This window comes from Klebsiella sp. K-Nf6 (assembly GCF_002806655.1).
GTDB lineage: Bacteria > Pseudomonadota > Gammaproteobacteria > Enterobacterales > Enterobacteriaceae > Klebsiella > Klebsiella variicola.
In genome coordinates, this window is record NZ_PIBN01000007.1 from 132,773 (window position 1) to 159,181 (window position 26,409).

Annotated in this window: 26 protein-coding genes; 5 read left to right on the top strand and 21 right to left on the bottom strand. The window is 59.0% G+C overall.

Annotation, left to right across the window (positions count from 1 at the left end; all coding sequences use genetic code 11):
* The first annotated feature begins 41 nt into the window (after positions 1-41).
* Both thiL and pgpA read left to right on the top strand, forming a co-directional pair.
* Positions 42-1,013, top strand: coding sequence for a thiamine-phosphate kinase (gene thiL / locus CWM61_RS14040; RefSeq protein ID WP_100631427.1), 972 nt, complete (start codon positions 42-44; stop codon positions 1,011-1,013).
* Positions 1,006-1,509: a phosphatidylglycerophosphatase A gene (gene pgpA, locus CWM61_RS14045; protein ID WP_008805378.1), complete on the top strand. Its 504-nt coding sequence runs from the start codon at positions 1,006-1,008 to the stop codon at positions 1,507-1,509. The genes thiL and pgpA overlap by 8 nt, the downstream gene beginning before the upstream one ends.
* Before the next feature lie 45 nt (positions 1,510-1,554).
* Here pgpA and CWM61_RS14050 read toward each other — a convergent pair whose 3' ends face one another.
* Genes CWM61_RS14050 through xseB form a run of 4 tightly spaced genes read right to left on the bottom strand, consistent with a single transcriptional unit; the run spans position 1,555 to position 5,613 of the window.
* Positions 1,555-2,529: an aldo/keto reductase gene (locus CWM61_RS14050; protein ID WP_100631428.1), complete on the bottom strand. Its 975-nt coding sequence runs from the start codon at positions 2,527-2,529 to the stop codon at positions 1,555-1,557.
* A 59-nt stretch (positions 2,530-2,588) separates the two neighbouring features.
* Positions 2,589-4,451: a 1-deoxy-D-xylulose-5-phosphate synthase gene (gene dxs, locus CWM61_RS14055; RefSeq protein WP_100631429.1), complete on the bottom strand. Its 1,863-nt coding sequence runs from the start codon at positions 4,449-4,451 to the stop codon at positions 2,589-2,591.
* Positions 4,452-4,469: 18 nt separating this feature from the next.
* The gene (gene ispA / locus CWM61_RS14060; RefSeq protein WP_074386747.1) at positions 4,470-5,369 is read right to left on the bottom strand and encodes a (2E,6E)-farnesyl diphosphate synthase; all 900 of its coding nucleotides are present in this window, start codon (positions 5,367-5,369) and stop codon (positions 4,470-4,472) included.
* A 1-nt stretch (position 5,370) separates the two neighbouring features.
* Positions 5,371-5,613, bottom strand: coding sequence for an exodeoxyribonuclease VII small subunit (gene xseB / locus CWM61_RS14065; protein ID WP_002891398.1), 243 nt, complete (start codon positions 5,611-5,613; stop codon positions 5,371-5,373).
* A 181-nt stretch (positions 5,614-5,794) separates the two neighbouring features.
* On the opposite strand from xseB, the gene thiI reads away from it, so the two are divergent.
* Positions 5,795-7,243, top strand: coding sequence for a tRNA uracil 4-sulfurtransferase ThiI (gene thiI / locus CWM61_RS14070; protein ID WP_061155572.1), 1,449 nt, complete (start codon positions 5,795-5,797; stop codon positions 7,241-7,243).
* Between the two features lie 70 nt (positions 7,244-7,313).
* On the opposite strand, the gene CWM61_RS14075 is transcribed toward thiI, so the two are convergent.
* From CWM61_RS14075 to panE, 3 genes are read right to left on the bottom strand one after another with little or no spacing between them, the layout of a single operon-like run.
* Positions 7,314-7,790 (bottom strand): SRPBCC family protein, encoded by a 477-nt coding sequence (locus tag CWM61_RS14075; RefSeq protein ID WP_074386746.1) that lies wholly within the window; start codon positions 7,788-7,790, stop codon positions 7,314-7,316.
* Between the two features lie 51 nt (positions 7,791-7,841).
* The gene (yajL, locus tag CWM61_RS14080) at positions 7,842-8,435 is read right to left on the bottom strand and encodes a protein deglycase YajL (RefSeq protein WP_060619477.1); all 594 of its coding nucleotides are present in this window, start codon (positions 8,433-8,435) and stop codon (positions 7,842-7,844) included.
* The gene (panE, locus tag CWM61_RS14085; protein WP_061155569.1) at positions 8,398-9,309 is read right to left on the bottom strand and encodes a 2-dehydropantoate 2-reductase; all 912 of its coding nucleotides are present in this window, start codon (positions 9,307-9,309) and stop codon (positions 8,398-8,400) included. The genes yajL and panE overlap by 38 nt, the downstream gene beginning before the upstream one ends.
* Before the next feature lie 217 nt (positions 9,310-9,526).
* Here panE and CWM61_RS14090 point away from each other — a divergent pair, with 217 nt between their 5' ends.
* The gene (locus tag CWM61_RS14090) at positions 9,527-10,018 is read left to right on the top strand and encodes a YajQ family cyclic di-GMP-binding protein (protein WP_061155568.1); all 492 of its coding nucleotides are present in this window, start codon (positions 9,527-9,529) and stop codon (positions 10,016-10,018) included.
* 43 nt (positions 10,019-10,061) lie between these two features.
* Here CWM61_RS14090 and CWM61_RS14095 read toward each other — a convergent pair whose 3' ends face one another.
* The 8 genes from CWM61_RS14095 to CWM61_RS14130 all read right to left on the bottom strand — a co-directional run bounded on the left by CWM61_RS14095 (position 10,062) and on the right by CWM61_RS14130 (position 19,882).
* A complete protein-coding gene (locus CWM61_RS14095) occupies positions 10,062-11,426 on the bottom strand; it encodes an MFS transporter (RefSeq protein WP_074386744.1) in 1,365 nt (454 codons plus the stop codon).
* Between the two features lie 159 nt (positions 11,427-11,585).
* Positions 11,586-12,764: a Gfo/Idh/MocA family protein gene (locus tag CWM61_RS14100; RefSeq protein WP_074386743.1), complete on the bottom strand. Its 1,179-nt coding sequence runs from the start codon at positions 12,762-12,764 to the stop codon at positions 11,586-11,588.
* 334 nt (positions 12,765-13,098) lie between these two features.
* Entirely contained in the window at positions 13,099-14,460 is a 1,362-nt protein-coding gene (locus tag CWM61_RS14105; protein WP_100631430.1) for an MFS transporter, read from the bottom strand.
* A 10-nt stretch (positions 14,461-14,470) separates the two neighbouring features.
* Positions 14,471-15,289, bottom strand: a complete 819-nt coding sequence (locus tag CWM61_RS14110; RefSeq protein WP_061155564.1) for a sugar phosphate isomerase/epimerase family protein — start codon at positions 15,287-15,289, stop codon at positions 14,471-14,473.
* Positions 15,290-15,351: 62 nt separating this feature from the next.
* Complete coding sequence (locus tag CWM61_RS14115; RefSeq protein ID WP_100631431.1) at positions 15,352-17,043, bottom strand: FAD-dependent oxidoreductase; 1,692 nt, start codon at positions 17,041-17,043, stop codon at positions 15,352-15,354.
* Positions 17,044-17,053: 10 nt separating this feature from the next.
* Complete coding sequence (locus CWM61_RS14120; RefSeq protein ID WP_100631432.1) at positions 17,054-17,374, bottom strand: NIPSNAP family protein; 321 nt, start codon at positions 17,372-17,374, stop codon at positions 17,054-17,056.
* A gap of 13 nt (positions 17,375-17,387) precedes the next feature.
* Positions 17,388-19,064 (bottom strand): FAD-dependent oxidoreductase, encoded by a 1,677-nt coding sequence (locus CWM61_RS14125; protein ID WP_074386740.1) that lies wholly within the window; start codon positions 19,062-19,064, stop codon positions 17,388-17,390.
* The gene (locus tag CWM61_RS14130) at positions 19,061-19,882 is read right to left on the bottom strand and encodes a shikimate dehydrogenase family protein (protein WP_100631433.1); all 822 of its coding nucleotides are present in this window, start codon (positions 19,880-19,882) and stop codon (positions 19,061-19,063) included. Before CWM61_RS14130 ends, CWM61_RS14125 begins: the two co-directional genes overlap by 4 nt.
* Positions 19,883-20,034: 152 nt before the next feature.
* Between CWM61_RS14130 and CWM61_RS14135 the strand changes: the two genes are divergently transcribed.
* Positions 20,035-20,793: an IclR family transcriptional regulator C-terminal domain-containing protein gene (locus CWM61_RS14135; protein ID WP_074386738.1), complete on the top strand. Its 759-nt coding sequence runs from the start codon at positions 20,035-20,037 to the stop codon at positions 20,791-20,793.
* Between the two features lie 51 nt (positions 20,794-20,844).
* On the opposite strand, the gene CWM61_RS14140 is transcribed toward CWM61_RS14135, so the two are convergent.
* From CWM61_RS14140 to cyoA, 6 genes are all read right to left on the bottom strand, one after another.
* Positions 20,845-21,219 carry a hypothetical protein gene (locus CWM61_RS14140; RefSeq protein WP_100631434.1) on the bottom strand — a complete coding sequence of 125 codons (375 nt, stop codon included), beginning with the start codon at positions 21,217-21,219 and terminating at the stop codon, positions 20,845-20,847.
* A 250-nt stretch (positions 21,220-21,469) separates the two neighbouring features.
* Positions 21,470-22,357: a heme o synthase gene (gene cyoE / locus CWM61_RS14145; RefSeq protein WP_002891629.1), complete on the bottom strand. Its 888-nt coding sequence runs from the start codon at positions 22,355-22,357 to the stop codon at positions 21,470-21,472.
* Between the two features lie 11 nt (positions 22,358-22,368).
* Positions 22,369-22,698, bottom strand: coding sequence for a cytochrome o ubiquinol oxidase subunit IV (locus CWM61_RS14150; protein ID WP_032732610.1), 330 nt, complete (start codon positions 22,696-22,698; stop codon positions 22,369-22,371).
* The gene (locus tag CWM61_RS14155; RefSeq protein ID WP_074386736.1) at positions 22,698-23,309 is read right to left on the bottom strand and encodes a cytochrome o ubiquinol oxidase subunit III; all 612 of its coding nucleotides are present in this window, start codon (positions 23,307-23,309) and stop codon (positions 22,698-22,700) included. The genes CWM61_RS14150 and CWM61_RS14155 overlap by 1 nt, the downstream gene beginning before the upstream one ends.
* A complete protein-coding gene (gene cyoB / locus CWM61_RS14160) occupies positions 23,299-25,290 on the bottom strand; it encodes a cytochrome o ubiquinol oxidase subunit I (protein ID WP_061155557.1) in 1,992 nt (663 codons plus the stop codon). The genes CWM61_RS14155 and cyoB overlap by 11 nt, the downstream gene beginning before the upstream one ends.
* Positions 25,291-25,309: 19 nt before the next feature.
* Positions 25,310-26,254: a cytochrome o ubiquinol oxidase subunit II gene (gene cyoA / locus CWM61_RS14165; protein WP_074386735.1), complete on the bottom strand. Its 945-nt coding sequence runs from the start codon at positions 26,252-26,254 to the stop codon at positions 25,310-25,312.
* Between the last annotated feature and the right edge of the window lie 155 nt (positions 26,255-26,409).

A 26,409-nucleotide genomic window follows, 5' to 3' on the forward strand; every position in this document is an offset into this window, starting at 1 on the left:
GCGAACCCGGCCTTATTTTTTTCTTTGCTGAGGCATAACGTATGGCATGCGGCGAATTTTCCCTGATTGCCCGTTATTTTGATCGCGTTAAAAGCGCCCGCCTTGATGTTGAAACCGGCATCGGCGATGACTGCGCGCTCCTGAATATCCCCGAGAAAAAAACGCTGGCAATCAGCACCGACACCCTGGTGGCGGGCAATCACTTTTTACCCGATATCGACCCTGCCGACCTCGCTTATAAAGCGCTGGCGGTGAACCTGAGCGACCTCGCGGCGATGGGTGCGGAACCGGCGTGGCTCACGCTGGCGCTGACCTTGCCGGAGGTGGATGAAACCTGGCTGGAAGCCTTCAGCGACAGCCTGTTTGTCCAGCTGGACTATTACGATATGCAGCTGATTGGCGGTGACACCACCCGTGGCCCGCTCTCCATGACGCTGGGTATCCACGGTTTTGTGCCGCCGGGACGCGCCATGAAACGCGCTGGCGCGAAGCCGGGGGACTGGATCTATGTCACCGGCACTCCGGGAGACAGCGCCGCCGGCCTGGCCGTGTTGCAGAACCGGCTGACGGTGGATGAACCGTCTGACGCCGACTACCTGCTGGCCCGTCATCTGCGGCCGATGCCGCGCGTGCTGCAGGGCCAGGCGCTGCGTGACCTGGCGACGTCGGCTATCGATCTATCTGACGGCCTGATTTCCGATCTGGCCCATGTTCTTAAAGCCAGCGGCTGCGGCGCGCGCATCGATCTCGATGCCATGCCGTATTCCGACGCGATGCTGCGCCAGGTGGAGCCCGAGCAGGCGCTGCGCTGGGCGCTCGCCGGCGGAGAAGATTACGAACTGTGCTTTACCGTACCGGAGCTGAACCGCGGGGCGCTGGACGTGGCTCTCGGCCATCTTGGCGCGCGTTTTACCTGTATCGGACAGATTGCGCCGGAGAGCGAAGGGCTGCAATTTATCCGCGACGGTAAGCCGGTCGCGCTTGATTTAAAGGGATACGATCACTTTGCGTAGTCGAGACGAGGCGCTACGCCGCCTGAGCATGCGTAACCCGTGGCATCTGCTGGCGACTGGCTTTGGCAGCGGCTTAAGCCCGGTGGTCCCGGGGACGATGGGGTCGCTGGCGGCGATCCCATTCTGGTATCTGATGACCTTTCTCCCCTGGCAGCTCTACTCGCTGGTGGTGATGATGAGCATCTGTATTGGGGTTTATCTTTGCCATCGTACGGCCAAAGATATGGGCACTCATGACCACGGCAGTATTGTCTGGGATGAGTTTGTCGGGATGTGGATCACCCTGATGGCGCTGCCGACCCTGGACTGGCAGTGGGTGGCCGCCGGCTTCGTGATTTTCCGTATCTTCGATATGTGGAAGCCGTGGCCGATTCGCTGGTTTGACCGCAATATTCACGGCGGAATGGGGATTATGGTCGACGATATCGTCGCCGGCGTGATCTCGGCCGGCGTGCTGTATGTCATTGGCCATCACTGGCCCATCGGTCTGCTTTAATCGTCTGTCCCCGGTAGCATCCTGCTGCCGGGGAAACCACACTTGTTACTTAAATCCCACCACCGGATGCGGCTGATACGGCGCCTCCAGCTTGTCGATCTGTTCCGGAGAAAGCGTCAAATCCACCGCCTGCAGCAGGTCGTCGAGCTGTTCCTGACGCGATGGACCGATAATCGGCGCGGCAACGCCGGGTTTGCTTAACAGCCAGGCGAGGGCGACCTGGGCGCGGCTGGCGTCGAGTTCTTCCGCCACGTCCGCGAGATTCCCGGCGATCTGCGCGTCGTTTTCTTCGCTGGTGCTGTAAAGCGATTTGCCGAACTCATCCGAAACCAGCCGGGCGGTGGTCTCTCCCCAGGGGCGGGTCAGTCTGCCGCGCGCCAGCGGGCTCCACGGGATCACCGCCACGCCGTTGTGCTGACACAGCGGCAGCATCTCATTCTCTTCTTCCCGGTAAATCAGATTGTAGTGATCCTGCATGGTGACGAAGCGCGCCCAGCCGTTCTGCTGCTGGAGCGCCAGCGCCTGGGCAAACTGTCGGGCATGCATGGACGAGGCGCCGATATAGCGCGCTTTGCCGGCTTTCACCACCTCGTCCAGCGCTTCGAGGGTCTCTTCAATCGGGGTGGTATAGTCCCAGCGGTGGATCTGCAGCAGGTCGACATAGTCCATCCCGAGACGGCGCAGACTGTCGTCGATGGAGCGCAGGATCTGCGCCCGGGAAAGCCCTTCTGCCAGATCTCCGACCTGGTGATACACCTTGGTGGCGACAACCACCTCGTCACGGCGGGCAAAGTCGCGCAGGGCGCGGCCGACGATCTCTTCACTGCTGCCGTCGGAGTAGCTGTTTGCGGTATCGAAGAAGTTGATGCCGCCTTCAATGGCGTGCTGGATAAGCGGGCGGCTGCTCTCTTCCGGAAGCGTCCAGGCGTGTCTGCCGCGGTCTGGCTCGCCGAAGGTCATACAGCCGAGGCAGAGTCGGGAAACACGTAAGGCAGTATCACCGAGGGGGACATAGTGCATAGTGCGCTCCTGCTATTCATCAAGGGTATCCCTTAAGCATAGCAGGAGCAGGGGGGCAATTATGCCAGCCAGTCGCGGATTTTGGCTTCAATACCGGCGGCATCGAGGCCAAGGTCGGCGCGGATCTCTTCCTGAGTGCCCTGAGGAATAAAGCAATCCGGCAGGCCAATATTGAGCACCGGTACCACCCGGCGATGGGCCATCAGCACTTCGTTCACGCCACTGCCGGCGCCGCCCATGATGGCGTTTTCCTCCAGCGTCACCAGCGCGTCGTGTTCGCCGGCCAACTGCAGGATCAGCGCCGTATCCAGCGGCTTCACAAATCGCATATCCACGAGGGTCGCGTTGAGTTTATCCGCTACTGCCGCGGCTTCCGGCAGCAGGGTGCCGAAGTTAAGGATCGCCAGCTTCTCGCCCTGGCGTTTCACCACCCCTTTGCCGATCGGCAGCGATGCCAGCGGCTCCAGCGTCGCGCCGGTGCCACTGCCGCGCGGATAGCGCACGGCGCAGGGGCCGTCATTGTAGTGGTAGCCGGTGTACAGCATCTGGCGACATTCATTTTCATCGCTCGGGGTCATCACCACCATATCCGGAATACAGCGCAGGAAGGAGAGATCGAACGCCCCCTGATGCGTCTGGCCGTCTGCGCCGACAATCCCGGCGCGGTCGATAGCAAACAGCACCGGCAGTTTCTGGATAGCCACATCGTGGATCACCTGATCGTAGGCTCGCTGCAGGAAGGTGGAGTAGATCGCCACCACCGGCTTGTAGTCGCCAATCGCCAGCCCGGCGGCGAAGGTGACCGCATGCTGCTCGGCGATGGCGACGTCAAAGTACTGATCGGGGAATTTCTTCGAAAATTCCACCATGCCTGAGCCTTCGCGCATCGCCGGGGTGATCGCCATCAGCTTGCTGTCTTTGGCCGCCGTCTCGCACAGCCAGTCGCCGAAGATTTTCGAGTAGGATGGGAGGCCGCCGCTGCTTTTGGGCAGTACGCCGCTGGTATGGTCGAATTTTGGCACCGCATGGAAGGTGATAGGGTCTTTCTCGGCGGGCTCATAGCCGCGGCCCTTTTTGGTCATAATATGCAGGAACTGCGGGCCTTTCAGATCGCGCATGTTCTTCAGCGTGCTGACCAGACCGAGCACATCGTGGCCATCGACCGGCCCGATGTAGTTAAAGCCCAGCTCTTCAAACAGCGTTCCCGGTACCACCATCCCTTTGATATGTTCTTCGGTCCGTTTAAGCAGCTCTTTAATCGGCGGCACCCCGGAGAAGACCTTTTTGCCCCCTTCGCGCAGGGTGGAGTAGAGCTTACCGGAGAGCAACTGCGCCAGATGATTGTTCAGCGCGCCGACGTTCTCGGAAATCGACATTTCATTGTCATTCAGCACGACCAGCAGGTCGGGTTTGATATCCCCGGCGTGGTTCATCGCTTCAAACGCCATGCCGGCGGTGATCGCCCCGTCGCCAATCACGCACACTGCGCGCCGCTGCTTATCCTCTTTCGCGGCGGCGATAGCCACCCCGATACCGGCGGAAATGGAGGTGGAGGAGTGGCCGACGCTCAGCACGTCATACTCGCTTTCACCGCGCCACGGGAAGGGATGCAGGCCGCCTTTCTGACGAATGGTGCCGATTTTGTCCCGGCGGCCGGTCAGAATTTTATGCGGGTAGGCCTGATGGCCGACGTCCCAGATCAGGCGATCGAACGGCGTGTTATACACGTAGTGCAGCGCCACGGTCAGTTCCACCGTGCCGAGGCCAGAGGCAAAGTGACCGCTGGAGCGGCTGACGCTGTCCAGCAGATAGCGCCGTAGCTCATCACACAGCTTCGGCAGGCTCTCTTTTGGCAACAGGCGCAACTCCTGGGTGGAATCTACCAGCGCCAGGGTCGGGTATTTGGCAATATCAAAACTCATCAGAGACTCATTTTTTGTTTATTTATCGCGCTGAATAATGTAATTCGCGAGCGCTTCCAGTGCCGAAGTATCCAGAGATTGTGCAGCCAGCTCATCTAACGACCGGCGGGCATCAGCGATCAGGTCGTGCGCTTTCTTCCGGGCTTGCTCAAGACCCAGGAGGGCGGGATAGGTGCTTTTACCCAATTGCTGGTCGGCACCCTGACGTTTGCCAAGGGTCGCAGTATCCCCTACCACGTCGAGAATGTCATCCTGGACCTGGAAGGCCAGGCCGATATTTTCCGCATAGCGATCCAGCGCGGGCAGGGCGGCGCGGCCGCGTTCGCCGGCACTCAGCGCCCCCATCCGGACGGCGGCGCGGATCAACGCCCCCGTTTTGTGGCGATGGATACGCTCCAGCGCCTGCAGATCCACCTGCTGTCCTTCCGCCTGCAGATCCAGCGCCTGGCCGCCGCACATACCCGCCACGCCGCTGGCCTGCGCCAGTTCGGAGACCATCGCCAGCCGGTCCCGGTCAGAGACGTCGACCATCGGCGCATCACTGAGTATAGAGAACGCCAGCGTTTGCAGGGCATCTCCCGCAAGAATTGCGTTGGCTTCGCCAAATTTAATATGACAGGTCGGCAGTCCGCGACGCAGATCGTCATCATCCATCGCCGGCAAATCATCATGCATCAGGGAATAAGCATGAATACATTCGACCGCAGCGGCGGGGGCATCGAGCGTGGTGCGACTGACGCCGAACATCGTGCCGGTGGCATAGACAAGGAAGGGGCGCAGGCGTTTACCCCCTAAGAGTGCGCCATAATGCATCGCTTCCACCAGCGGAGTGTTCTGAAAAGGCTGCGGCGCGATAAAACGGCGCAATGCCCCATTAGCCTGTTCCACACAGGCCTGCAATTGTTGCGGGAAATCCATTTTATTCAGCGTCCGGCGTAAAAGGCGTGGTCGGGGAATCTTCACTATCCGCCAGCAGGATCTGCACGCGCTGTTCGGCCTTCTGCAGCTGACTTTGCCCCTGGCGCGCCAGCTGTACGCCGCGTTCAAATTCGCTTAGCGCTTCCTCTAACGGCAAATCGCCGCTTTCCAGACGGTTAACGATCTGCTCCAGTTCGCCCAGAGCAGTTTCAAAGCTGGCCGGGGCCTCATTTTTCTTTGGCATAGTGAATGTAGACTCTTGTTATGTCGCGACGGCAATACCGGGTATGGTAACGAAGTCACGCGTGTAAGCAAATAACGCGCAATGGTGATATACTCCGCGCCCAGGATGCAGGCACCGGTGTGCGCTGCTTTACAACTTTTGCTTATAGCCCTGTCGGGCTTGCCAACGAACTATTGTCGCCATGAAGTTTATCATTAAATTGTTCCCGGAAATCACCATCAAAAGCCAATCTGTGCGGTTGCGCTTCATTAAAATCTTAACCGGGAACATTCGTAACGTTCTCAAAAACTATGACGAGACGCTGGCCGTCGTCCGTCATTGGGATCATATCGAAGTTCGCGCGAAAGATGAAAATCAGCGCCCGGCTATTCGCGATGCGCTGACCCGTATCCCCGGCATCCACCATATTCTGGAAGTCGAAGACGTACCGTTCACCTCGCTGCACGATATTTTTGAAAAGACGCTGCCGCTGTGGCGCGAGGCGCTGGAAGGCAAAACCTTCTGCGTGCGTGTGAAGCGTCGCGGTAAACATGAATTCACCTCAATTGAGGTGGAACGCTACGTCGGCGGCGGTCTGAATCAGCATATTGAAACGGCGCGCGTGAAGCTGACCGACCCGGACGTCACCGTCAATCTCGAGATTGAAAACGATCGCCTGCTGCTGGTGAAAGGCCGCTATGAAGGCATCGGCGGCTTCCCGATCGGCACCCAGGAAGATGTGCTGTCGCTGATCTCCGGCGGCTTCGACTCCGGCGTTTCCAGCTATATGCTGATGCGCCGCGGCTGCCGCGTGCACTACTGCTTCTTTAACCTTGGCGGCGCCGCCCATGAGATTGGCGTCCGCCAGGTCGCACATTACCTGTGGAACCGCTTCGGCAGCTCGCACCGCGTTCGCTTTGTGGCGATTAACTTTGAGCCGGTGGTCGGCGAAATCCTCGAAAAAGTGGACGACGGCCAGATGGGCGTCGTGCTCAAACGTATGATGGTCCGCGCCGCGTCAAAAGTCGCGGAACGCTACGGCGTGCAGGCGCTGGTCACCGGCGAAGCGCTCGGTCAGGTCTCCAGTCAGACCCTCACTAACCTGCGCCTGATCGACAATGTCTCCGATACTCTGATCCTGCGCCCGCTGATTTCGCACGATAAAGAGCACATCATCGACCTGGCGCGTGAGATCGGCACGGAAGATTTCGCCCGCACCATGCCGGAATACTGCGGCGTGATCTCGAAGAGCCCGACCGTGAAGGCGGTGAAGGCGAAGATTGAAGCGGAAGAAGAACACTTCGATTTCAGCATCCTCGATAAAGTGGTGGAAGAGGCGAGCAATATCGACATTCGCGATATCGCCCAGCAGACGGAAGCCTCTGTGGTTGAAGTGGAAACCGTGACCGGCTTTGGCGCCAACGACGCGATCCTCGACATTCGCTCCATTGACGAGCAGGAAGACAAGCCGCTGAAGGTCGAGGGCGTTGAGGTCGTTTCGCTGCCGTTCTACAAGCTGAGCACCAAATTTGGCGATCTCGATCAGAGCAAAACCTGGCTGCTGTGGTGCGAGCGCGGCGTGATGAGCCGTCTGCAGGCGCTCTATCTGCGCGAGCAGGGCTTTAGCAACGTGAAAGTTTATCGCCCGTAACGGGTTGCCATCCATATTGAAAAAGGCCTTCCCCGATGGAAGGCCTTTTTGTCATCTCCGGGTCAGCGCATTAGCGCAGGGTCATCGCCAGGTCATTCAGCTGATCGATGACGATATTCCAGCCCTCAAAAAATCCCATCTGCTCATGCTGCTCGCGAGTTTCATCATCCGCATGCAGCACCGTGGCCGTATAGCGACATCCGTCTTTTTCGTCGGCAAAGGTGATGATGGCCGTCATGGCAAAAGGGGACACGGCAGGACGATAATCCGCCGTCAGCATCGAGGTCATGACGATTTTTTGTTGCGGGATGACCTCAAGAAAACAGCCAGGGTTATCGTTGCGTTCACCGTCAGGGCCGTGCATCACGGTGTGAAAAGCCCCGCCAGAGCGAAAATCAAAGGCCAGAACCTCAGTATACCAGGGCTTCGGGCACCACCAGGTTTTGAGTAATGCCGGGTCGGCCCACGCGCGCCACAGGGCAGAGGCTGGCGCGCTGAGCAGGCGGCTGATGACAAGATCGCGAGAATCGGTTGCGCTACGGGACATGCTACGACTCCTCAGGAAAAAGGGGAACCAGTCCGCGGCGCGGACCAGCTATCAGGCTTCGTAGTAATTATAGATGCCGGCGGCCATCACCAGCTGTGAGGCGACTTCATACGCTTTCTCGCGACCCACCAACAGGTCAATCATTTTCAGGGCGAAATCGATCGATGTCCCCGGCCCCTGGCTGGTTAACAGATTCACCCGTGGATCCCAGACCACCCGTTTATCCTGCCACTGATCGGCGGGGATATGCTCCTTCAGCGCCGGAAAACCGGTCATGTTACCGATCGGGAACAGCTGATGGGGCACCAGCACGGTCGCTGGAGCGGCACAGATGGCGGCCACAATGCGGCCAGAGAGATGGAACTGTCGGACGGTTTCCACCAGCAACGGACTGTCGCGGAAGCACTCTGCGCCCTTGATACCACCCGGGAGGACGATGATATCGAAATCACCATCGGCCACCTCGACCAGCGGCGCATCCGCCAGCAGTTTGACGCCGCGCGAGCAGACGATGGCCAGGCCGCCGTCGCTGGCGACGCTGGCGGTGGTCACTTTCACTCCGCCGCGGACCAGCAGGTCGATGGTGGTGACCGCTTCGGTCTCTTCGCTACCAGGGGCGAGGCAAATCAGTGCCGACGCGCTCATATTCATTCTCCTTACGCTTGATCAGTTCAAATAAGCGGGCGTTTTCCGGTACGGCAACGCCGTGGGCGCGGGCGCGGTTGAGCAGAAAACCGGTGATGTAGTCGATCTCCGTGTGCCGCTGGGCGCGAATGTCCTGCAGCATGGATGAGATGTTTTCTGCTGTACTTTCAACGACCTGCCAGACATAAAATAGCAGGTTTTCCGCCGAGGTATGAATACCTTCGCGCTCCATCACCGCCGCCACTTCCTGACAAATGGCGGCAACCTCCTGCGGAGAGTGGCGCAGATCGCCGTTTTTACACCCTTTGAGGGCGGTCAGGGGATTAATGACGCAGTTCACCGCCAGCTTGCGCCAGGTGGCCGAGTAGATATGGTTGTGCCAGGCAACATCCGGCAGTACGCTTTGCAGGACTTCCGCGAGATAGCTGTAGTCCTCCTCGTAGCTTTTCGCCGGACCGATATGGGTGGTGCCCTGGGCGACGTGGATGATCACGTTCCCGTCGCGACGCGCTGCCTGGGTGGTGGAGGCCAGCAGCAAAGGCTGTTTCACGCCGCGCAGCTCCTCGACGGTGCCCATGCCGTTATGCACCAGCACAATTGGCGTGGTGACCGGCAGGATCCCGGCCAGGTGCTTCACCGCATTCGACACCTGCCAGGCCTTTAAGGTGACGATCAGCAGCTCGCTGCTGGCGAGAAAATCGGGGTCGTTGGCCGTCAGCGACTCGTTGAACACCGAGCCGTCGGTTTCAATGACATTGACGCTACAGAATGGCTGCGGTACGCGTAGCCAGCCCTGGACTTCATGTCCCTGTTTGCACAACGCGGTCAGCCATAGTTGTCCCAGTGCACCGCATCCCAGTACGGTTACTTTCATTGTTCCTCCTCATCTGCCGCTACCCCAGGCGCTGATGGCTAAAGTATATCTCGTCGCTTTTCGCATTGTCGGACGGAAAGGGGGATTCGGCGTCGTCGGGCAGCACGGGGAAATAGCGCGAGCGTTGCGTAATCAGCTAAGCTTCCGGGATAACAAGTTGAGTTATGCCGCGTTGCAGGTATTATGCAACGCAAAAGAAACGGAAGGAGAGGAAAAGATGCCATCTTTCGATATTGTCTCTGAAGTTGATCTTCAGGAAGCCCGTAACGCGGTGGACAACGCGAGCCGCGAAGTCGAGTCGCGTTTTGATTTTCGTGGCGTTGAAGCCACTTTTGAATTAAACGACGCCAACAAAACCATAAAAGTACTGAGTGAGTCTGACTTCCAGGTGAACCAGCTGCTGGATATCCTGCGCGCCAAGCTGCTCAAGCGCGGCATTGAAGGCACCTCCCTCGACGTGCCGGAAGATATCGTGCACAGCGGTAAAACCTGGTTTGTTGAAGCGAAGCTGAAGCAGGGCATTGAAAGCGCGGTGCAGAAGAAGCTCGTCAAACTGATCAAAGACAGCAAGCTGAAAGTGCAGGCGCAGATTCAGGGCGAAGAGATCCGCGTGACCGGTAAGTCCCGCGACGATCTGCAGTCGGTGATGGCGCTGGTGCGCGGTGGCGATCTGGGGCAGCCGTTCCAGTTCAAAAACTTCCGCGACTAACGCGGCGGACAGACAGCAAAAAGCGGGGATTTCCCCGCTTTTTTTATACCCCTTTGATGAGCTGCTCTATCTCGAAGCGGTTGGTGACCTTGCTGTCGATTTTGATATACACCGAGCGCTCCTCAGGCACCACCAGCGCCTGCTGAACCCCGCTGGCGTTCAGCAGGCGCGTCTGTAGCGCGCTGTCGACCACCACGCCGTCCGGCACTTCCACCCGCAGGCTGCTGACGTACGGCGGCTCGCTCATGGTACTGGCCACCAGCAGCCACAGCATTGCCAGCAGGGCGCCCAGCAGAAAGACCGTTTGCGAATCAAAGAAACCATCGACCCAGCCGCCAAGGGCGCCGCCAATCGCCACGCCGAGGAACTGGCTGGTGGAGTAGATGCCCATTGCGGTGCCTTTATAGCCTGCCGGCGACTCCTTGCTAATTAACGATGGCAGCAGCGCTTCCAGCAGGTTAAAGGCCAGGAAGAAGAGCTGTACGCCCGCCACCAGCTCCCAGAAGTAGCCCCCGGCGCCCCAGAGAACAATTTCCGCAATCAGCAGGATGGCGACGCAGAGCAGGAAGACGCGCTTCATTTTGCGCTTCACTTCGGCATAGATGATAAACGGCACCACCGAGATGAACGAGATAACCATGGTGACCAGGTAAATCTTCCAGTGCTCGGCGGCCGGGAAGCCAGCGGCCTCCAGTTGGCCGGGCAGCGCGACAAAGGTGGACATCAGCATGATGTGCAGGCACATGATGCCAAAGTTGAGCTTCAGCAGGCGTGGTTCCACCAGTACTTTGCTAAAGCAGCCCTTCACCATCCCGGATTCGCGGTTGAGCACGTGGTTATGGCTGTTGGGCACCACCCACAGGGTGAGCAGGATGCCGACGGTCGCCAGAATGGCGATCATCCAGAACAGCGCGTGCAGACCCAGCTGGTGGGTGACAATCGGCCCCAGCACCATGGCGATGGCGAAAGTGACGCCGAAGCTGACACCGATAAAGGCCATGGCTTTGGTGCGGTTCTGTTCACGAGTGAGATCGGACAGCAAGGCCATGACCGCGGCGGCGATGGCGCCGGAGCCCTGCAGGGCGCGGCCAAGAATGATGCCCCAGATAGAGTCGGTGAGCGCGGCGATGACGCTGCCGAGTACAAAGATGAGCAGGCCGCCGACGATCAGTGGCTTACGGCCAATACGGTCAGATAACAGTCCGAAGGGGATTTGGAAAACCGCCTGCGCCAGGCCGTAGATACCGATCGCCAGGCCAATCAGCGCTTCACTGGCGCCCTGCAACGCCATGCCATACGTGGTCAGAACCGGCAGGACCATAAACATGCCAAGCATGCGCAGGGAGAATACCGTCCCCAAACCCCAGGTCGCGCGCAGTTCCCCTGGCGTCATTTTGTTATCGTTCATTACCACCTCAATATAAAAACTGCGCCTAGTGTAGCGGCGGGGGGTAAGAAGCGTAAATAAATGTTTGTTTAACAGATATTACGGGGCTGTTGCGCGATGAGACAAGTTGGTAAAAATCAATAAACCAGTGGAGGGGGACTCCACTGGCGAGGGAAAAAATTAAGGTAAAGTAAAGTCAACCCACTGGCTGCCAGCGTCAGCCGATTTGACGCACTGTTCGACCCAATAGACGCCGTGCAGCCCGGCTTCAACGTCCGGATACCAGAAGTCTTGCAGGAAGGCGCGATCGTCACGGTCCGTGGCGTCAATCGCCAGCGCATAGCGGCGATAGAGGTTGGCCCAGGCTTCGAACAGCCCTTCCGGATGGCCGCCGCCGATGCGGTCATCCGCCAGCGCGTTCGGCGACAGGTAGGGCATCCCGCGTTCCAGAATCCGCGCCGGCTCGCCCTGCACCTCATAGCTGAGCTGGTTAGGATGCTCATCCCACCATTCGATACTCGCTTTTTCGCCGACGATACGCACTTTTTGCGAGTGCATGGCGCCGCTGTTGACGGCGCTGGTCCACATCGAGCCAACCGCGCCGTTGTCATATTCCATCAGGACAAAGGCGTTATCTTCCAGCGGCGCGCGGGAGGGGACAAAGCTCTGACGGGAGCACATCAGCCGTTTGATATTAAGCTGCGGTGCCATGGTTTCGGCGACAAACAGCGGATGGGTGGCCAGATCGCCCAGCACATAGCTGGGCCCGGCAAACTTCGGCGTCACGCGCCAGCGGGTGGATTCAGCCTGCAGCTCGACGGCCTGGTTATGAAAGCCGTGAGCGAACTGCATATTAACGATGCGGATCTCGCCGAGCAGCCCATCGGCAATCATCTGCCGCGCCTGCTGGATCATCTGATAGCCGGCATAGCCGTAGGTGACGCCGACGATTTTGTTCTGTTTTTTGCTCAGGTCCACCAGCTCGCGTGCTTCTTCGGCGCTAAAGCAGAGGGGCTTTTCACAGATGACGTGGAGGCCCGCTTCCAGTGCCGCTTTGGTGATGGCGAAATGGGTATTGTTCGGGGTGGTGACCGAGACAACCTCGATCCCGTCAGGGCGCTGCGCCTCTTCACGAAACAGGGTCTGGTAGTCGGCGTAGCAGCGCTCCGGCGCGATGCCCAGTTGCTCACCGAACGCGCGCCCGCGTTCGGCATCGACGTCAAGCGCGCCGGCCAGCAGGGTATAAACATTGTCACGCAGCGCTGCACAGCGGTGGCTGTAGCCGATCTGACTGGTTCCCCCGCCGCCGACCATGCCCCAACGCAGGGAGCGGGATAAGGGTTTCAGGCCGTTTAACATGGTGCTCTCCTTTTTGAAATCATTCACACTCTGAGGCGCTCAATGCCGACGCCTGCGGCAACGCGCATCCGGTTAGACTGACTTAAACTTAAGGAAATATTTGTTCTGTTTCAATTGTCATATGGAATTTATTTTCCATATATGCGAGGGGGATCGAATTAACGAAAGTTTCTTTTGGGCTTCATTGAAAAGGTGAGTGAGGGATTATCGCCCCCGTGGCAGACCAGGTTGTTGTGGGTGGTTTTTCGTTTTTGATAAATATGAAATAAATTTTCTTCTTTTGGCCGCTGAGCCCGGTGCAATCCGCAGATTGCACCGGAGGGAGAATACAGCATTACGCTCCGCGCGCAGACGCAGGGGCAGGTGAAGCGGCGGCGGGGCTACCGGCCGCAAAGATGCCTTTCGCCGCCAGGCCTGCGACGGTGAGGGCTGCCGGGATACCGAGGATCAAAAAGACGCTTTCAAAGGGCAGGTTGAGCGCCATCATCTCGGCACCGGCAAAGGCGCTGAGAATGGCGCCGATGCGCCCGACGCCATGCATCCAGCTGGATCCTGTCGCCCGCGCCTGCGTAGGATAGTAGCGGGCGGAGAGGGCGTTCATACCGGTATTGGCGCCGTTCAGGCAGGCGCCGCTGATAAACGCCAACATACAGAGCAGGGCAAAGCTGCCCGCGGCGTAGCCCATCGCCATGGTGAACAGGCCGCCAACAGCGTAGATCATCCCCAGCGCGCGATGGGGGTTGATCCTGTCCATCAGCCAGCCGGCAAACAGCGAGCCGAGGGTGCCGCCCGCCTGGTAGATCGCTGTCATGATGGCCGCCTGGCTAACGGTCATTCCCACCTCTTTAACCAGCGTTGGCAGCCAGCTACCGAGGATATAGACCAGGAACAGCCCCATAAAGTAGACCAGCCATAGCATCAGCGAGCCGAAGCCGTACTGGCGGGAGAGCACAATGCGCATCGCGTTGCCGGCCGCCGGCTGCGCCGGCAGGATAAACGTCACGTTGTCGCTGACTTGTCCAGGATAGAGACGGTTAAGAATGGCGCGGATGCGCGCCGCTGGCGCTTGTTTGATCACCAGAAAACGAACTGACTCCGGCAACCGCCAGATAAGCAGGGGGGTAAACAGCAGCGGCAGAATGCCGCCGAGCGCCATCAGCGAGTGCCAGCCAAACTGCGGGATCAGCCACGATGCCGAGAATCCTCCTGCCGCCGCACCGAAGGTGAAGCCGCAAAAGATGACGGTAATAATAAATGAACGCTGGCGTTCCGGGGCGTACTCCGACACCAGCGTCCCGATGTTCGGCATCGCGGCGCCCAGCCCGAGTCCGGTCATAAAGCGGAAGAACATCATCTGCTCAATGTTGTGCGAGAAGGCGGTGGCGATGGTCCAGAAGCCGAAGAAAAAGACGCTATTGATAATGATTTTCTTGCGCCCCAGCCAGTCGGCGAGCGGGCCAGAGAAAATCGCCCCCAGTGCGAGGCCGATCAGCGCGGCGCTGATCACCAGGCCCAACTGGTGGTTGCTGACTCCCCATTCCAGTTTTAGCGTCGGGGCGATAAACCCCATGATCGCGATATCAAAACCATCAAGAGCGATAACGCAAAAACCGAGAAAAATGATCTGCTTTTGAAAGCGGCTCAGCGGGTTACGGTTAATTAACTCTCTGACATCCAGGCGTTGAGTCTGTGTCATAGCGTATTCCTTATGCGCAGGAGCGCAGGTAGGGCTGCGCGGCATTGAACAGTAATTGCGCCCGCTGGAGGGGCGGCAGGGCGCCCTGCTCACCGTCGAGCGGCACTTCGAGGGAGACCGGCAGCGTCGCCGGCAGGGCTGACATCAGACCGTGCAGATCCAGACCGCCTTCCCCCGGCACGTTGCGCGCCGAGCGGGCCTGGCGGATAAGTTCCTGCTCACTTTCCGGCCTCTGCGCCGCGCCATCGCAGAGTTGCATATAGTTGAGATGATGCGCGGGCAGGCTGGAGAGGGCGGCGAGCGATTCTCCTGCGCGCCAGAAATGAAGGGCGTCCACCAGGATACCGATATCTTCCCGCCCGCTGGCGGCGATCAACGCCTGCGCATCGGCGATAGTGCGCAACTGGGTCCAGGGCATCGGCTCAAGGTTCATGGTCAGCCCATAAGGGCGACTGGCCGCGGCGAGGATGGCCAGGTTGTCGGCGCTACGCTGAAGGTTGTCGTCATTGCCGGCGACCAGCACCTGTCCGGCGCCAAGACGCGCCGCAGTCTCCATAAACCGCTGCAGCCGATCGTCGAGCGTAAATCCGGGGGTCAGGCGGACGATCTCTACGTCCGACACGCGGATGCCGGTTTCCATCAGCGCGGCCAGCGTCGCGCGCACGGCCGGGGTATCGCCCAGCATGTCGTAGTCCGGATCGGCCGGTGTGGCGGGAAGCAACCGCAGACCAACGTGGGTAAAACCGGTTCTGGCCGCTATCCGCACCTGTTCGGGGGGAGGGACATCGAGCAGGGTCAGCGCGGCGAGCGATAGGGTACGCATGTTCATAAAGGGCTCCGGTACAGTTGCAGGTGAGGATAGTTATGGGTATTGCCGTCCCTGGTTGTTTTTTATTGTTTTGTTTTTACTACGTTTGCCGCCAGATTTTTGCCCACCAGATAGCCGAAGGTCATGGCCGGCCCGAGGGTGATCCCTCCGCTGGGGTAATAGCCGCGCATCACGCTCGACATGTCGTTGCCGATGGCGAACAGGCCCGGTATCGGCTGCTGCTGTTCATCCAGCACCCGGGCGCGTTCGTCGGTTTGCAATCCGCTGAAGGTGCCCAGCGAGCCGGGCAGAATGCGCACCGCGTAGAACGGCCCTTCGCGCAGCGGTCCGAGCGTCACCTGATGGTCACCCTGAGCGCGGTTATAGGCTGATGCCCCGCGGTGAAAATCGACATCTTCGCCAGTGCTGGCGAAGTGGTTAAAGCGTTCAACGGTTTCCGCCAGCGCATTGGCGTCGATGGCGCACTGCTTCGCCAGCTCCCCCAGTGTGTTTCCCCGCTGCAGATAACCGGTACGCAGCCAGGCGGTGGGGGTGAAGGGGAACGGTCTGGCATGGCCCAGGCCGTAGCGACGCAGCGCGCGACGATCGGCCAGCAGCCAGGCCTGCGGCGTGTCGCCCGCGGGTGTGGCCGCCAGCAGGGCGGCGATAAAGTCATGATAAGAGTCGGCCTCGTTAACAAAGCGTTTGCCGTTGGGCAGGACGGCGATCACCCCGGGCTTGGCGCGTTCCACCAGGTGGGGAAACATCAGCTGCTGACCGCTGGCCAGGGTGACGCGGGACACCGGCGCCCAGGCCAGCGGGTGGCGCAGGCGGGTGTCGAACTGGCCGCCGACGGATTCGCCAAGCCTGATCCCCTCGCCCTGATTGTCCGGCGGTGCGGCGGAAAAATGGCCGTAACCCTCCGCCGCGTGGGGCACCACCTGCGCCAGCCGCTGCCGATCGTGGGGAAAACCGCCGCAGGCCAGCACCAGGGCACCTGCTTCGACGTGAATCTCCCCACCGTCGCTGCGCAGCACCGCGCCGGACACGCCCTGCGGACCCTGCAGTAGCCGGACCACCGGGGTATTAAGCTGAAAACGCACTCCGGCGTCGAGGGCGGAACGCAGCAGACGGGCGACCAGCGCATTGCCATTGACCAGATGCTGCCCTCGTCCGGCGCGCAGCCGCTGCCAGCCGTGGCGCAGCAAGCGGCGGACGGCATACAGCGCGGAGCGCGGCGAGCGGGTGGCATTGAAAAAATGTGCCATATCCGCGCCGCCGGCGATGCCCATCCCGGCAAGGCTGATGGTCTCCAGCGGCGGACGCAGTCGGTGGAGCCAGTCGCCGAGCTGACGGCCATCGTAGGGCTGAGCGGTGACCGACCGCCCACCACTCGCCGCACCCGGCGACGCGTGAAAGTCCGGCATGGCGCTGCCCGAGAGAAACTGCACCGCCGTCCTGTGATGGAAAAAATCCACCATCTCCGGCCCGTGGCGCAGGAAGGTCTGCAGGCGAAGGTCGGCGGCTTCGCCCCCCATCTCATGCTGCAGATAGGTCAGCGGGGCGTCAGCCGCTTCGTCGATGCCCTCCGCCCGCGCCAGCGGGTTGCGGGGGATCCACAGCCAGCCGCCGGACCAGGCGCTGGTCCCGCCGAGCACTGACGCTTTCTCCGCCACCATGACGCTGGCGCCGTGCATGGCCGCGGTGACCGCGGCAGAGAGTCCCGCCGCGCCGGAGCCGACCACCAGCACATCCACCTTCACAGGCCCGCTCATGATGGGCTCCTTACTGCAATGGTGAAAAAGCGGTGGGGCGCATCAGCACCGACTGCAGGCGTTCAACGGCGGCCAGTTCGCGATTTTTCCGCGAAAAGGTCTGCCAGCGTTCGTCCTGCGCCATTCGCGCGCGGCGCACCAGGCGATCGTCCAGGCTTTCGTAAGCCCAGATGTGCACCACCTGATTGACCACGCCGATCTCGGTAAAAAAGAAGCCGATCAGCTTGCCGAGATGGTCGGTCTGCACAGCCAGGGCATCGCTTTGGTACAGCGCCAGCCAGTCGGCCATTTTCAGCGGATTGATGGTGTACGTGCGTTTTTCGTAGATCATGATGTTTTCCTGATTAGTGGGGGGAGTGTTGTGCCAGATGGCAGGCGGCGAGGTAGCCAAACGTCAGCCCCGGGCCGAGGGTGATGCCGGGACCCGGGTAGGTGCCGGCCATCAGCGAATCCATGTCATTTCCCACCGCGTACAGCCCCGCGATGGGTTTTCCTTCCGCGTTGACGACCTGTGCATCGGCGGTGGTGACCAGGCCCCGCGACGTCCCCAGATCGCCGGTATAGAGTTTGATGGCATAGAACGGCGCGCTGAGCAGGGGGGCGTTACAGGCGTCAGGCTGATGACCTGGATCGCCCATCGCCCGGTTATAGCTGTTGCCGCCTTTAGCAAATTCCCGATCCACGCCCTGCGCGGCGTCGCGGTTGTAGCGGGCAACCGTCTCGCTCAGCGTTTGGGCATCCAGACCAAGCTGTTGCGCCAGCGTCTCCAGGGTGTCGGCTTTGTACAGATAGCCGGCGGCGATCAGGGCGTCATTGTTGACCGGCGCCGGGCGTGCCAGCCCGAGGCCATAACGCTTCATCGCCTGGGCGTCGCAGAGTAAAAAGCAGGGGGCATTTTCCGCAGCGCGTTGCATCGCGCTGGCGAAATGGTGATAGGAGTTAGACTCGTTGACGAAGCGTACCGCCCGCTGATTGACGGCAATCACGCCCGGTTTGGCCCGGTCGGTCACCAGATGGGGAAAGCGCTCCTCGCTGCCATCGGCACGGGTCAGCACGGATACAGGCGCCCAGAAAAAATTGGATTGCCGATCGGCTCCCTCGCGAGCGTTAAGCGCCGCCGCGAGACGTAGCGCGGCGCCATCGTTGGCCGGCGGTGACATGGTGAAGTGCTCGCGGGTGTGCGGCCGATAGCGCGCCGCCAGCGCGCCCGCGGCAAAGCCGCCAGCGGCCAGCACCACCCCGCGGCGGGCGTGCAGCGTCTCTTTTTGCCCCTGATACTCAATCTCCACCCCGGTGACCGCGCCTTGCGCTTCGCACAGCGCCAGAACATTGACATTCAGCCGCAGGTTCATGCCTTTTCGCAGCGCCGTTGTCGCCATGCGAGCTATCAGCGCATTGCCCATCGCCAGGCGGGTGCCGCGAGGGTACTTCACCCGGTCGCGGGCATAGCGCAGCAGCAGCCGGGTGCAATGGGCCAGGGAGCGCAGCGAGCGACGCATGTCGAGAAAATGTTGAATATCGACGCGGTTGACCATCATCCCGCCAAACAGCAGCATCCCCGGCGGCGGCGAACGCAGGTCGCGAAACGCGTCACCCAGTTCACGGCCGTCATACTCCACCACCTCCAGCGCCCGACCGACGTCGACCGCGCCGGGTTCATCCGGATAGTAATCAGGTGAGAGCGGGCGCAGGCTGTATTTCACCGCCCCCTCGCGCTCCAGAAAGGAGAGCGCCTCCCGCCCGGCGCTGACAAACGCCTCGGCGATATCGTCCCGATAGTGGGCCTCGCCGATGATGGTCCGCAGATAGGTTTTGATCGCCTCGGTGCTGCCGCTTTTGCCCAGGGCGCGAGCCTGATCGGTATCGTGCAGCCACACGGCACCGCCGGAGATGGCCGAGGTGCCGCCGAACTGGCCAGCTTTCTCCAGCATCAGCACCGACAGCCCTTTGCAGCTGGCGGTGACCGCGGCGGCAAAGCCAGCGGCGCCGCTGCCGATGACGATCACATCCCAGCTCTTCATGCTGCCGCTCCCTGCGCCTGCGGGATGGCGCCGATAAACTGGCCCATCAGCGTCATCTGCGCCAGCGCCATTTCCGGCCCGGTCTGCACCCGGCAGCCGCGAGCGGCGGCGAAAGTGAGCAACGGCGTCATCACCGGGGCGGTGACAACGTCAGCCACGTGGGTTGCGCTGTCGAGCGTATCCAGCAGCGCCTGCGGCAGGGGCAGCTCATCAAATCCGGCCATGCCCGCCGGCGAGCCATTAACCAGCAGATCGACGCCATGAAGGGTGTCCGGCAGCGCGCTCAGTTGCACCGCCGGAAAGGCCTCGGCAAGGAGATCGTGCAGGCGTTGCCGGGTGGCCGGGTTTTGATCGTGCAGGGCCAACTGACGGATCCCCGCCTCGCACAGTCCCCAGGCGATGGCGCTGCCGACGCCGCCGCACCCGGAGAGTAGCGCCTGCTTTCCTGCTGGCTGAAAACCCTGCGCCTCGGCGGCGAGCTGAAAGCCGACGCCGTCCAGCATATCGCCCTGTAACCGGCCATCCGCCAGCTTACGGATCACATTGACGGCGTTGAGACGACGCGCGCGGGGGGTGAGGTCGTCGACCAGCGCGGCGGCGCGCTGCTTATGCGGTACTGTCACCAGCACGCCGGTCATGTTCTGCCAGCCGCGCAGGGCGTTGAGGTAGGCGACCACCGCTTCCGGGGCGATATCCACCGGGATCATGACACTGTCCATGTGCTGTTCAGCAAAGTAGCGGTTGAAGTTATCCGGTGATTTCACCTGGGCGATCGGATGACCAATCACGGCGACAACCTGGGTAGTTCCACTGACCATTTCAAACCTCATTTGTTAAATGAATGTTGTGAAAGTATTTCAGTGGAAGCTGAGAGCGACAACGCAGAATTCGGACATGTCGGTTGTTAATCGCACGATCGCTGCGATAATCGCAGGAAATCGATAATGATGTTGCAAAAATGTGAGCGAATATGCAAAACACCATTCATCCACGCGATCTGATCGTCGGTTTACAAAAAGGGCTGGCGCTTATCCAGCTTTTTTCCAAAACTTGCCCAAAGCTCACCGTCGCCCAGGCAGCGAAAATGAGCGGCCTGACGCAAAGCGCCGCACGGCGTTTTCTGTTGACGCTGCTGCATGAGCGCTATCTGCAAACCGACGGACGCTATTACTGGCTTACTCCGAAAACGCTGCGGCTTGGTCAGGCTTACGTTGATTCGGCGCAGTTTCCCCGCATGGTGCGGCCGATTGTCGAATACATCGCCAGCCGGACGGAGGAGCATGCCTCGGTGGGCGTGGTGGATGAAGATGAACTGGTCTATATCGCCCGCAGCCGCCATACGCCGTTTAACTCCACGTCGGTGAGGCTCGGGGAGCGGGTACCCATTTTCTGTACCGCCGGGGGGCGACTGTGGCTGGCTTCGCTGCCGGAAGCCGAGTGCGAGGCGGTCTTGCAGCGCATTACCCGGGAACAACGCACGCCCTATACGGTGACCGACGTCGCGTCGCTGATGGAGAAAATCGCGCAGGTGCGGTGCCAGGGATATGCCACCATCGAACAGGAGTTTGAGATTGGCATGCTGGTGCTGGCGGTGCCGTTAACCGACAGGGAAGGGACCTGGTGGGGAGCGCTGAGTCTGACTAGCCATCAATCGCGTACTTCACTTGAGGCTTTATGCCGCGACCACCTCGATCTGCTCTACAGTGCGCAGGCGATGCTGGTGAGCTAAACAGGGCAGCGAATCGTGCTGCCCTCAGAGAGACGTCGCTTAGGCTGGCGCTTAGCTCAGGAAGCTGCTCCAGTCGCTGGCGGCGTTATCGACAAAGGTGTTCCAGCTGTTGCCTGCGGTGTTAACAAAACTTCCCCAGTTTTCCTTACCGGCGGTCACAAAAGTTTCCCAGTTTGACTGCCCTGTCAGGAAGGAGCCAAACGCCATCGCGCTGTCGACGACGAAGGAGGCAAACGCGCTGCCGGAGGTGAGAACAAAAGAGGTGAAGCCGACGGCCGAGTTGGCGACAAAACTGGCAAAGCTGCTGGCCGAGCCGGTCAGGCTATAGCTACTGACTGAGCCGGTCAGGCTAAAGCCACTGATAGAGCCGGTCAGGCTAAAGCCACCGGAGATGTACTCCATTTGATTCAATGTTAACTCTTTCATTGCAATTCCTTGTAGTGGTTATTTTCCAGGTGGGCATAAGCCCGGGGCGAAAGGTAGCATTGTAGGACCGTGCGGCGCGAGTGATGCCCGGTGTGTACTGGCTCATTTTTTTCTCATTTTTTGGCCGAAAAGGGAGTGAGAAGGGCCTGGGGGAGGGGAGGGAAGTATGAATTGAGAAAGAAAGCGGTGAGGAAGCAGAAAAGAAAAAGCCCCGTAAAAACGGGGCTTTATATCGCACTGGAGTGGGTGATTATCTCACGTAAGCCAGCAGACTATGTGAATCCGGCACCATAAAGTCAACGGACATCATCACGGACAGCGCGGTGATGGCAACGATGGAAAAGACGAACAGCTTACGCGCCCAGACTTTATCATCGGCCACTTTATAGCCACGCAGCGCCATGCCCAGCCACCAGACGCTGACCGCTGCCGCCACGACCAGGTATTTATACCCGGCGTAGCCGCCCAGCGAGAGCATCAGGGTCGCCACGGCAAAGGCGACGATGTACAGCGTAATATGGTTTTTGGCGACCGAAATGCCTTTCACTACCGGCAGTACCGGAATGTTTGCCGCCTGATAATCCTTAAAGCGGAAAATCGCGATGGCATAGGAGTGAGGCATCTGCCACAGGCTAAAGATAGCCAGCAGGATCGCCGCACCGCTGTCGAAATCACCGGTGACCGCGCAGTAGCCAATCACCGGCGGCGCGGCGCCGGAGAGCGAGCCAATCAGCGTGCCGTAGACGGAGTGGCGCTTCATGTACAGGCTGTAGACGCCGACATAAACCACGAACCCCATCACCCCCAGCCAGCAGGCCAGCGGATTTGCGCCGAACCACAGCAGCATGAAGCCAGCAATACCCAGCAAGGTGGCGTACACCAGCGAAGCTTCTGGCGAGATCAGCCCTTTGACCAGCACCCGGTTTTTCGTCCGTTCCATCTTACGATCGATGTCCCGGTCGATGTAGTTGTTGAATACACAACCCGAGGCGACCACCAGGGATACTCCAAGGAGCGTCCAGACGAACAGCGGATAGTCGATGTGGCCTTTGGAGGCCAACAGGAAACCGCCGATCACGGAGATCAGGTTGCCAAAAATAATGCCTGGTTTCGTTACTTGCAGGTATTGCTTAAACATACTCGCCGCTCTTAGTGCATCATCATGTTGTAGTTCAGGTTCCACATAATCCAGATGGAGCCAACAACCACGATCGCAATGATGATTACGGTGAAGATAAATGCGGTCAGGTTCCAGCCTTCATCGGACTTGCTGTTCATATGCAGGAAGTACACGAGGTGTACCACGATCTGCACCACAGCAGTCACCAGAATGGTGCCAAGAATAACCGCATGCGAGGCGGAGCCACTCATCACCATGGCGAACGGAATGGCCGTCAGGATGATGGACAGGATAAATCCTGTCATGTAGCTCTTCACGCTGCCGTGAGAAGCGCCGCTATGATCGGTAGAATGACTCATTACATCGCCCCCATCAGATAGACAACCGAGAACACGCAGATCCACACAACGTCCAGGAAGTGCCAGAACAGGCTCAGGCACAGGATACGCGTGCGGTTAGTGCTGGTCAGGCCACGACGTGAAACCTGGAACATCAGCACAGCCATCCAGATCAGACCCGAGGTCACGTGCAGACCATGGGTGCCGACCAGCGCGAAGAACGCTGACAGGAAGCCGCTACGATCCGGACCCATACCTTCAACAATCAGGTGATGGAACTCATAGAGTTCCATCGCGATGAACCCTGCCCCGAAGAGGAAGGTCAGCGCCAGCCAGGAAACCACCTGGCTCTTGTTGTTTTTGTACATGGCGATAGCCGCCATGCCGTAGGTGATGGAGCTGAACAGCAGCAGTGCGGTTTCAACCAGAACGAACGGCAGTTCGAAAATATCTTTGCCCGTCGGTCCGCCGGCCGTGCCGTTCACCAGAACGGCATAGGTAGCAAACAGCGTAGCGAAGATAATGCAGTCGCTCATCAGGTAGATCCAGAAACCGAATACCTTCATCGGTCCTGTATCATGGTGCCCGTGTTCATGCGCGTGGGCAGTATGCGCAAGAGTATCAGTTGCCATTTTTCAGCCCTGCTTTGTTAATCTCATCGAAATGCTGTTTTTCCAGTTTTTCGACTTCTGCAACCGGTACGTAGTAATCCACGTCCTCGTCAAAGCTCTTAATAATCCAGGTCGCTACGATGCCGATGAAGCTTGCGATCGCCAGCCACCAGATATGCCAGATCATGGCGAAACCAAATACCGTGGCGAAGGCGGCAATGACGATACCGGCGCCGCTGTTTTTCGGCATATGAATTTCTTCATAATGGGCAGGCTGTTTGTACGCTTCACCTTTCTCTTTCATTTCCCAGAAGGCGTCACGCTCGTGAACCTGAGGAACGATAGCGAAGTTGTAGAACGGCGGCGGAGAAGAGGTTGCCCACTCCAGCGTACGACCACCCCATGGGTCACCGGTCAGGTCACGGTTCTGTTCGCGGTCGCGAATAGACACGTAGAACTGAATCAGCTGGCACAGGATACCGCAAGCGATCAGCGCCGCACCGCAGGCTGCAACAACCAGCATCGGGTGGAACTGCGGATCGATCTGCTGGCTCAGACGACGGGTCATACCCATGAAGCCCAGCACGTACAGCGGCATAAATGCGACGAAGAAGCCGATGATCCAGAACCAGAAAGCGCGTTTGCCCCAGGTTTCGTTCAGGGTAAAGCCAAAGGCTTTCGGCCACCAGTAGGTCAGACCTGCGAAGCAACCGAATACCACACCGCCGATGATAACGTTATGGAAGTGCGCGATCAGGAACAGGCTGTTGTGCAGAACGAAGTCCGCGCCCGGTACCGCCAGCAGCACGCCGGTCATCCCACCTACGGAGAAGGTCACGATAAAGCCGATAGTCCACATCATCGCCGAGTTGAAGACGATGCGACCCTGATACATGGTGAACAGCCAGTTGAAGATCTTAACCCCGGTCGGGATCGCGATAATCATGGTGGTAATACCGAAGAAGGCGTTAACGTTCGCACCCGCACCCATGGTGAAGAAGTGGTGCAGCCAAACGATGAACGACAGAACGGTAATACACACGGTTGCCCACACCAGAGAGGTGTAACCAAACAGACGCTTACGCGAGAAGGTCGCCGCGATTTCAGAGAAGACCCCGAACACTGGCAGAACCAGGATGTACACTTCCGGGTGACCCCAGGCCCAAATCAGGTTGATGTACATCATCATGTTGCCACCCATATCGTTGGTAAAGAAATGGGTGCCCAGGTAACGATCCAGGGTCAGCAGCGCGATGGTGACGGTCAGAATGGGGAAGGAGGCGATAATCAGGATGTTGGCGCACAGAGATGCCCAGGAGAATACCGGCATCTTGAACATGGTCATGCCCGGGGCACGCATCTTGATAATGGTCACAAAGAAGTTAATACCGGTCAGGGTAGTACCGATACCGGAGAGCTGCAGCGCCCAAATCCAGTAATCGACCCCTACGCCAGGACTGTATTCAATTCCCGACAGCGGCGGATAGGCCAGCCAACCAGTCTGCGCGAACTCACCGACGCCCAGAGACAGGTTAACCAGAATCACGCCAACAACGGTGAACCAGAAGCTCAGGTTGTTGAGGAACGGGAAGGCCACGTCGCGCGCGCCGAGCTGAAGCGGAACCACCAGGTTCATCAGACCGATAACGAACGGCATCGCCACGAAGAAGATCATGATAACGCCGTGGGCGGTAAAGATCTGATCGTAGTGATGAGGTGGCAGGAAGCCAGCTTCCCCGGCCGAGGCCAGCACTTGCTGGCTACGCATCATCACGGCATCAGCAAAGCCACGCAGTAGCATGACGATTGCCACGATAACGTACATGATACCGAGACGTTTGTGGTCGACAGAAGTCAGCCACTCGTTCCACAGGTAGGACCACTTACCGAAGTAAGTGATGGCAGCCAGAAGCGCCAGTCCCCCAATGATAATCGCAGCCACCGTAACCACGATAATGGGTTCGTGGTAGGGCACTGCATCCAGTGTAAGTTTTCCGAACATCGTTTTCTTCCTCGGCCCCTTAGTGAGCGGTTTCCGCGTGGCTCATGTCCATGCCTTCCATCCCGTCGTGAGCAGCGTGCTCGCCTTCAGGTTTGGACATGTTCATGCTCTCGTGAGACATGAATTTGTTCACAACATCTTTGAACAGATCCGGCTTCACGTTAGAGAAGTATTCCACTTTGTTGTATTCGCTAGGCACAGCCACTTTATCGAACGCGGCCATGGAGTCCATGGAGTTCGGCGACTGTTTGGCTTTTTCAACCCACTGATCGAAGGTTGCACGATCCGGGGTAGCAATCGCTTTGAACTTCATACCTGAGAAGCCCGGGCCACTGTAGCTAGCGGAGATACCGTCATAAGTACCAGCTTCGTCAGCAATGAGGTGCAGCTGAGTCTGCATCCCGGCCATTGCGTAAATCTGGCTGCCTAAGCGCGGAATAAAGAACGAGTTCATCACCGAATTAGAGGTCACTTTGAAGTGTACCGGTACGTTCGCCGGGAAGGCGATTTCGTTAACGGTAGCAATACCCTGTTCCGGATAGATAAAGAACCATTTCCAGTCCATCGAAACGACTTCGATGGTGATTGGTTTCTCGTCATGGGCAAGCGGTTTGCTTGGCTCCAGTGCGTGAGTGGTTTTCCAGGTCAGAACGGCCAGGAACAGGATGATCAGAATAGGTACCGTCCAGACCACAGCTTCCACTTTGTTGGAGTGTGACCAGTTCGGGCTATACTTCGCATCTTTATTGCTCTCGCGATACTTCCAGGCAAATCCTACTGCCATCAAGACGGCGGGAATAACGACAATCATCATCAGGCCGAAAGCCGTCAGAATCAAAGAGCGTTGCTCCAGTCCAATCTGTCCTTTTGGGTCAAGGAGTGCAGAATCACAACCACTGAGTAATACAGTACTTGCGATTAATGACATCCATCCCAAACTTTTATTGTATTTCCTGAGTCTCATTGAACGACCTCAATTCCACGGGATCTGGTGGCGTTTAAAGTGTACGGGCATTTTACGGTAAGGTTGCATTACTGTAAACATGATTGGATCTCTGTCAGTTCTGTGTTAGCGGCTTCTGCTTGGTTTGTCACATATGTTACGTAGTGTTACGTAAT

What these genes read in the sequence shown, in the direction of transcription:
- panE (WP_061155569.1), bottom strand. Translation starts at nt 9,309, where the DNA reads ATGAAAGTAACCGTACTGGGATGCGGTGCACTGGGACAACTATGGCTG.
- CWM61_RS14095 (WP_074386744.1), bottom strand. Translation starts at nt 11,426, where the DNA reads ATGAACGATAACAAAATGACGCCAGGGGAACTGCGCGCGACCTGGGGT.
- yajL (WP_060619477.1), bottom strand. Translation starts at nt 8,435, where the DNA reads ATGAGCGCGTCGGCACTGATTTGCCTCGCCCCTGGTAGCGAAGAGACC.
- CWM61_RS14090 (WP_061155568.1), top strand. Translation starts at nt 9,527, where the DNA reads ATGCCATCTTTCGATATTGTCTCTGAAGTTGATCTTCAGGAAGCCCGT.
- thiL (WP_100631427.1), top strand. Translation starts at nt 42, where the DNA reads ATGGCATGCGGCGAATTTTCCCTGATTGCCCGTTATTTTGATCGCGTT.
- cyoE (WP_002891629.1), bottom strand. Translation starts at nt 22,357, where the DNA reads ATGTTTAAGCAATACCTGCAAGTAACGAAACCAGGCATTATTTTTGGC.
- CWM61_RS14130 (WP_100631433.1), bottom strand. Translation starts at nt 19,882, where the DNA reads ATGGTCAGTGGAACTACCCAGGTTGTCGCCGTGATTGGTCATCCGATC.
- CWM61_RS14135 (WP_074386738.1), top strand. Translation starts at nt 20,035, where the DNA reads ATGCAAAACACCATTCATCCACGCGATCTGATCGTCGGTTTACAAAAA.
- CWM61_RS14120 (WP_100631432.1), bottom strand. Translation starts at nt 17,374, where the DNA reads ATGATCTACGAAAAACGCACGTACACCATCAATCCGCTGAAAATGGCC.
- ispA (WP_074386747.1), bottom strand. Translation starts at nt 5,369, where the DNA reads ATGGATTTCCCGCAACAATTGCAGGCCTGTGTGGAACAGGCTAATGGG.
- CWM61_RS14140 (WP_100631434.1), bottom strand. Translation starts at nt 21,219, where the DNA reads ATGAAAGAGTTAACATTGAATCAAATGGAGTACATCTCCGGTGGCTTT.
- CWM61_RS14075 (WP_074386746.1), bottom strand. Translation starts at nt 7,790, where the DNA reads ATGTCCCGTAGCGCAACCGATTCTCGCGATCTTGTCATCAGCCGCCTG.
- CWM61_RS14115 (WP_100631431.1), bottom strand. Translation starts at nt 17,043, where the DNA reads ATGAGCGGGCCTGTGAAGGTGGATGTGCTGGTGGTCGGCTCCGGCGCG.
- CWM61_RS14105 (WP_100631430.1), bottom strand. Translation starts at nt 14,460, where the DNA reads ATGACACAGACTCAACGCCTGGATGTCAGAGAGTTAATTAACCGTAAC.
- cyoB (WP_061155557.1), bottom strand. Translation starts at nt 25,290, where the DNA reads ATGTTCGGAAAACTTACACTGGATGCAGTGCCCTACCACGAACCCATT.
- CWM61_RS14155 (WP_074386736.1), bottom strand. Translation starts at nt 23,309, where the DNA reads ATGGCAACTGATACTCTTGCGCATACTGCCCACGCGCATGAACACGGG.
- CWM61_RS14110 (WP_061155564.1), bottom strand. Translation starts at nt 15,289, where the DNA reads ATGAACATGCGTACCCTATCGCTCGCCGCGCTGACCCTGCTCGATGTC.
- CWM61_RS14125 (WP_074386740.1), bottom strand. Translation starts at nt 19,064, where the DNA reads ATGAAGAGCTGGGATGTGATCGTCATCGGCAGCGGCGCCGCTGGCTTT.
- CWM61_RS14050 (WP_100631428.1), bottom strand. Translation starts at nt 2,529, where the DNA reads ATGCACTATGTCCCCCTCGGTGATACTGCCTTACGTGTTTCCCGACTC.
- cyoA (WP_074386735.1), bottom strand. Translation starts at nt 26,254, where the DNA reads ATGAGACTCAGGAAATACAATAAAAGTTTGGGATGGATGTCATTAATC.
- CWM61_RS14150 (WP_032732610.1), bottom strand. Translation starts at nt 22,698, where the DNA reads ATGAGTCATTCTACCGATCATAGCGGCGCTTCTCACGGCAGCGTGAAG.
- CWM61_RS14100 (WP_074386743.1), bottom strand. Translation starts at nt 12,764, where the DNA reads ATGTTAAACGGCCTGAAACCCTTATCCCGCTCCCTGCGTTGGGGCATG.
- thiI (WP_061155572.1), top strand. Translation starts at nt 5,795, where the DNA reads ATGAAGTTTATCATTAAATTGTTCCCGGAAATCACCATCAAAAGCCAA.
- dxs (WP_100631429.1), bottom strand. Translation starts at nt 4,451, where the DNA reads ATGAGTTTTGATATTGCCAAATACCCGACCCTGGCGCTGGTAGATTCC.
- xseB (WP_002891398.1), bottom strand. Translation starts at nt 5,613, where the DNA reads ATGCCAAAGAAAAATGAGGCCCCGGCCAGCTTTGAAACTGCTCTGGGC.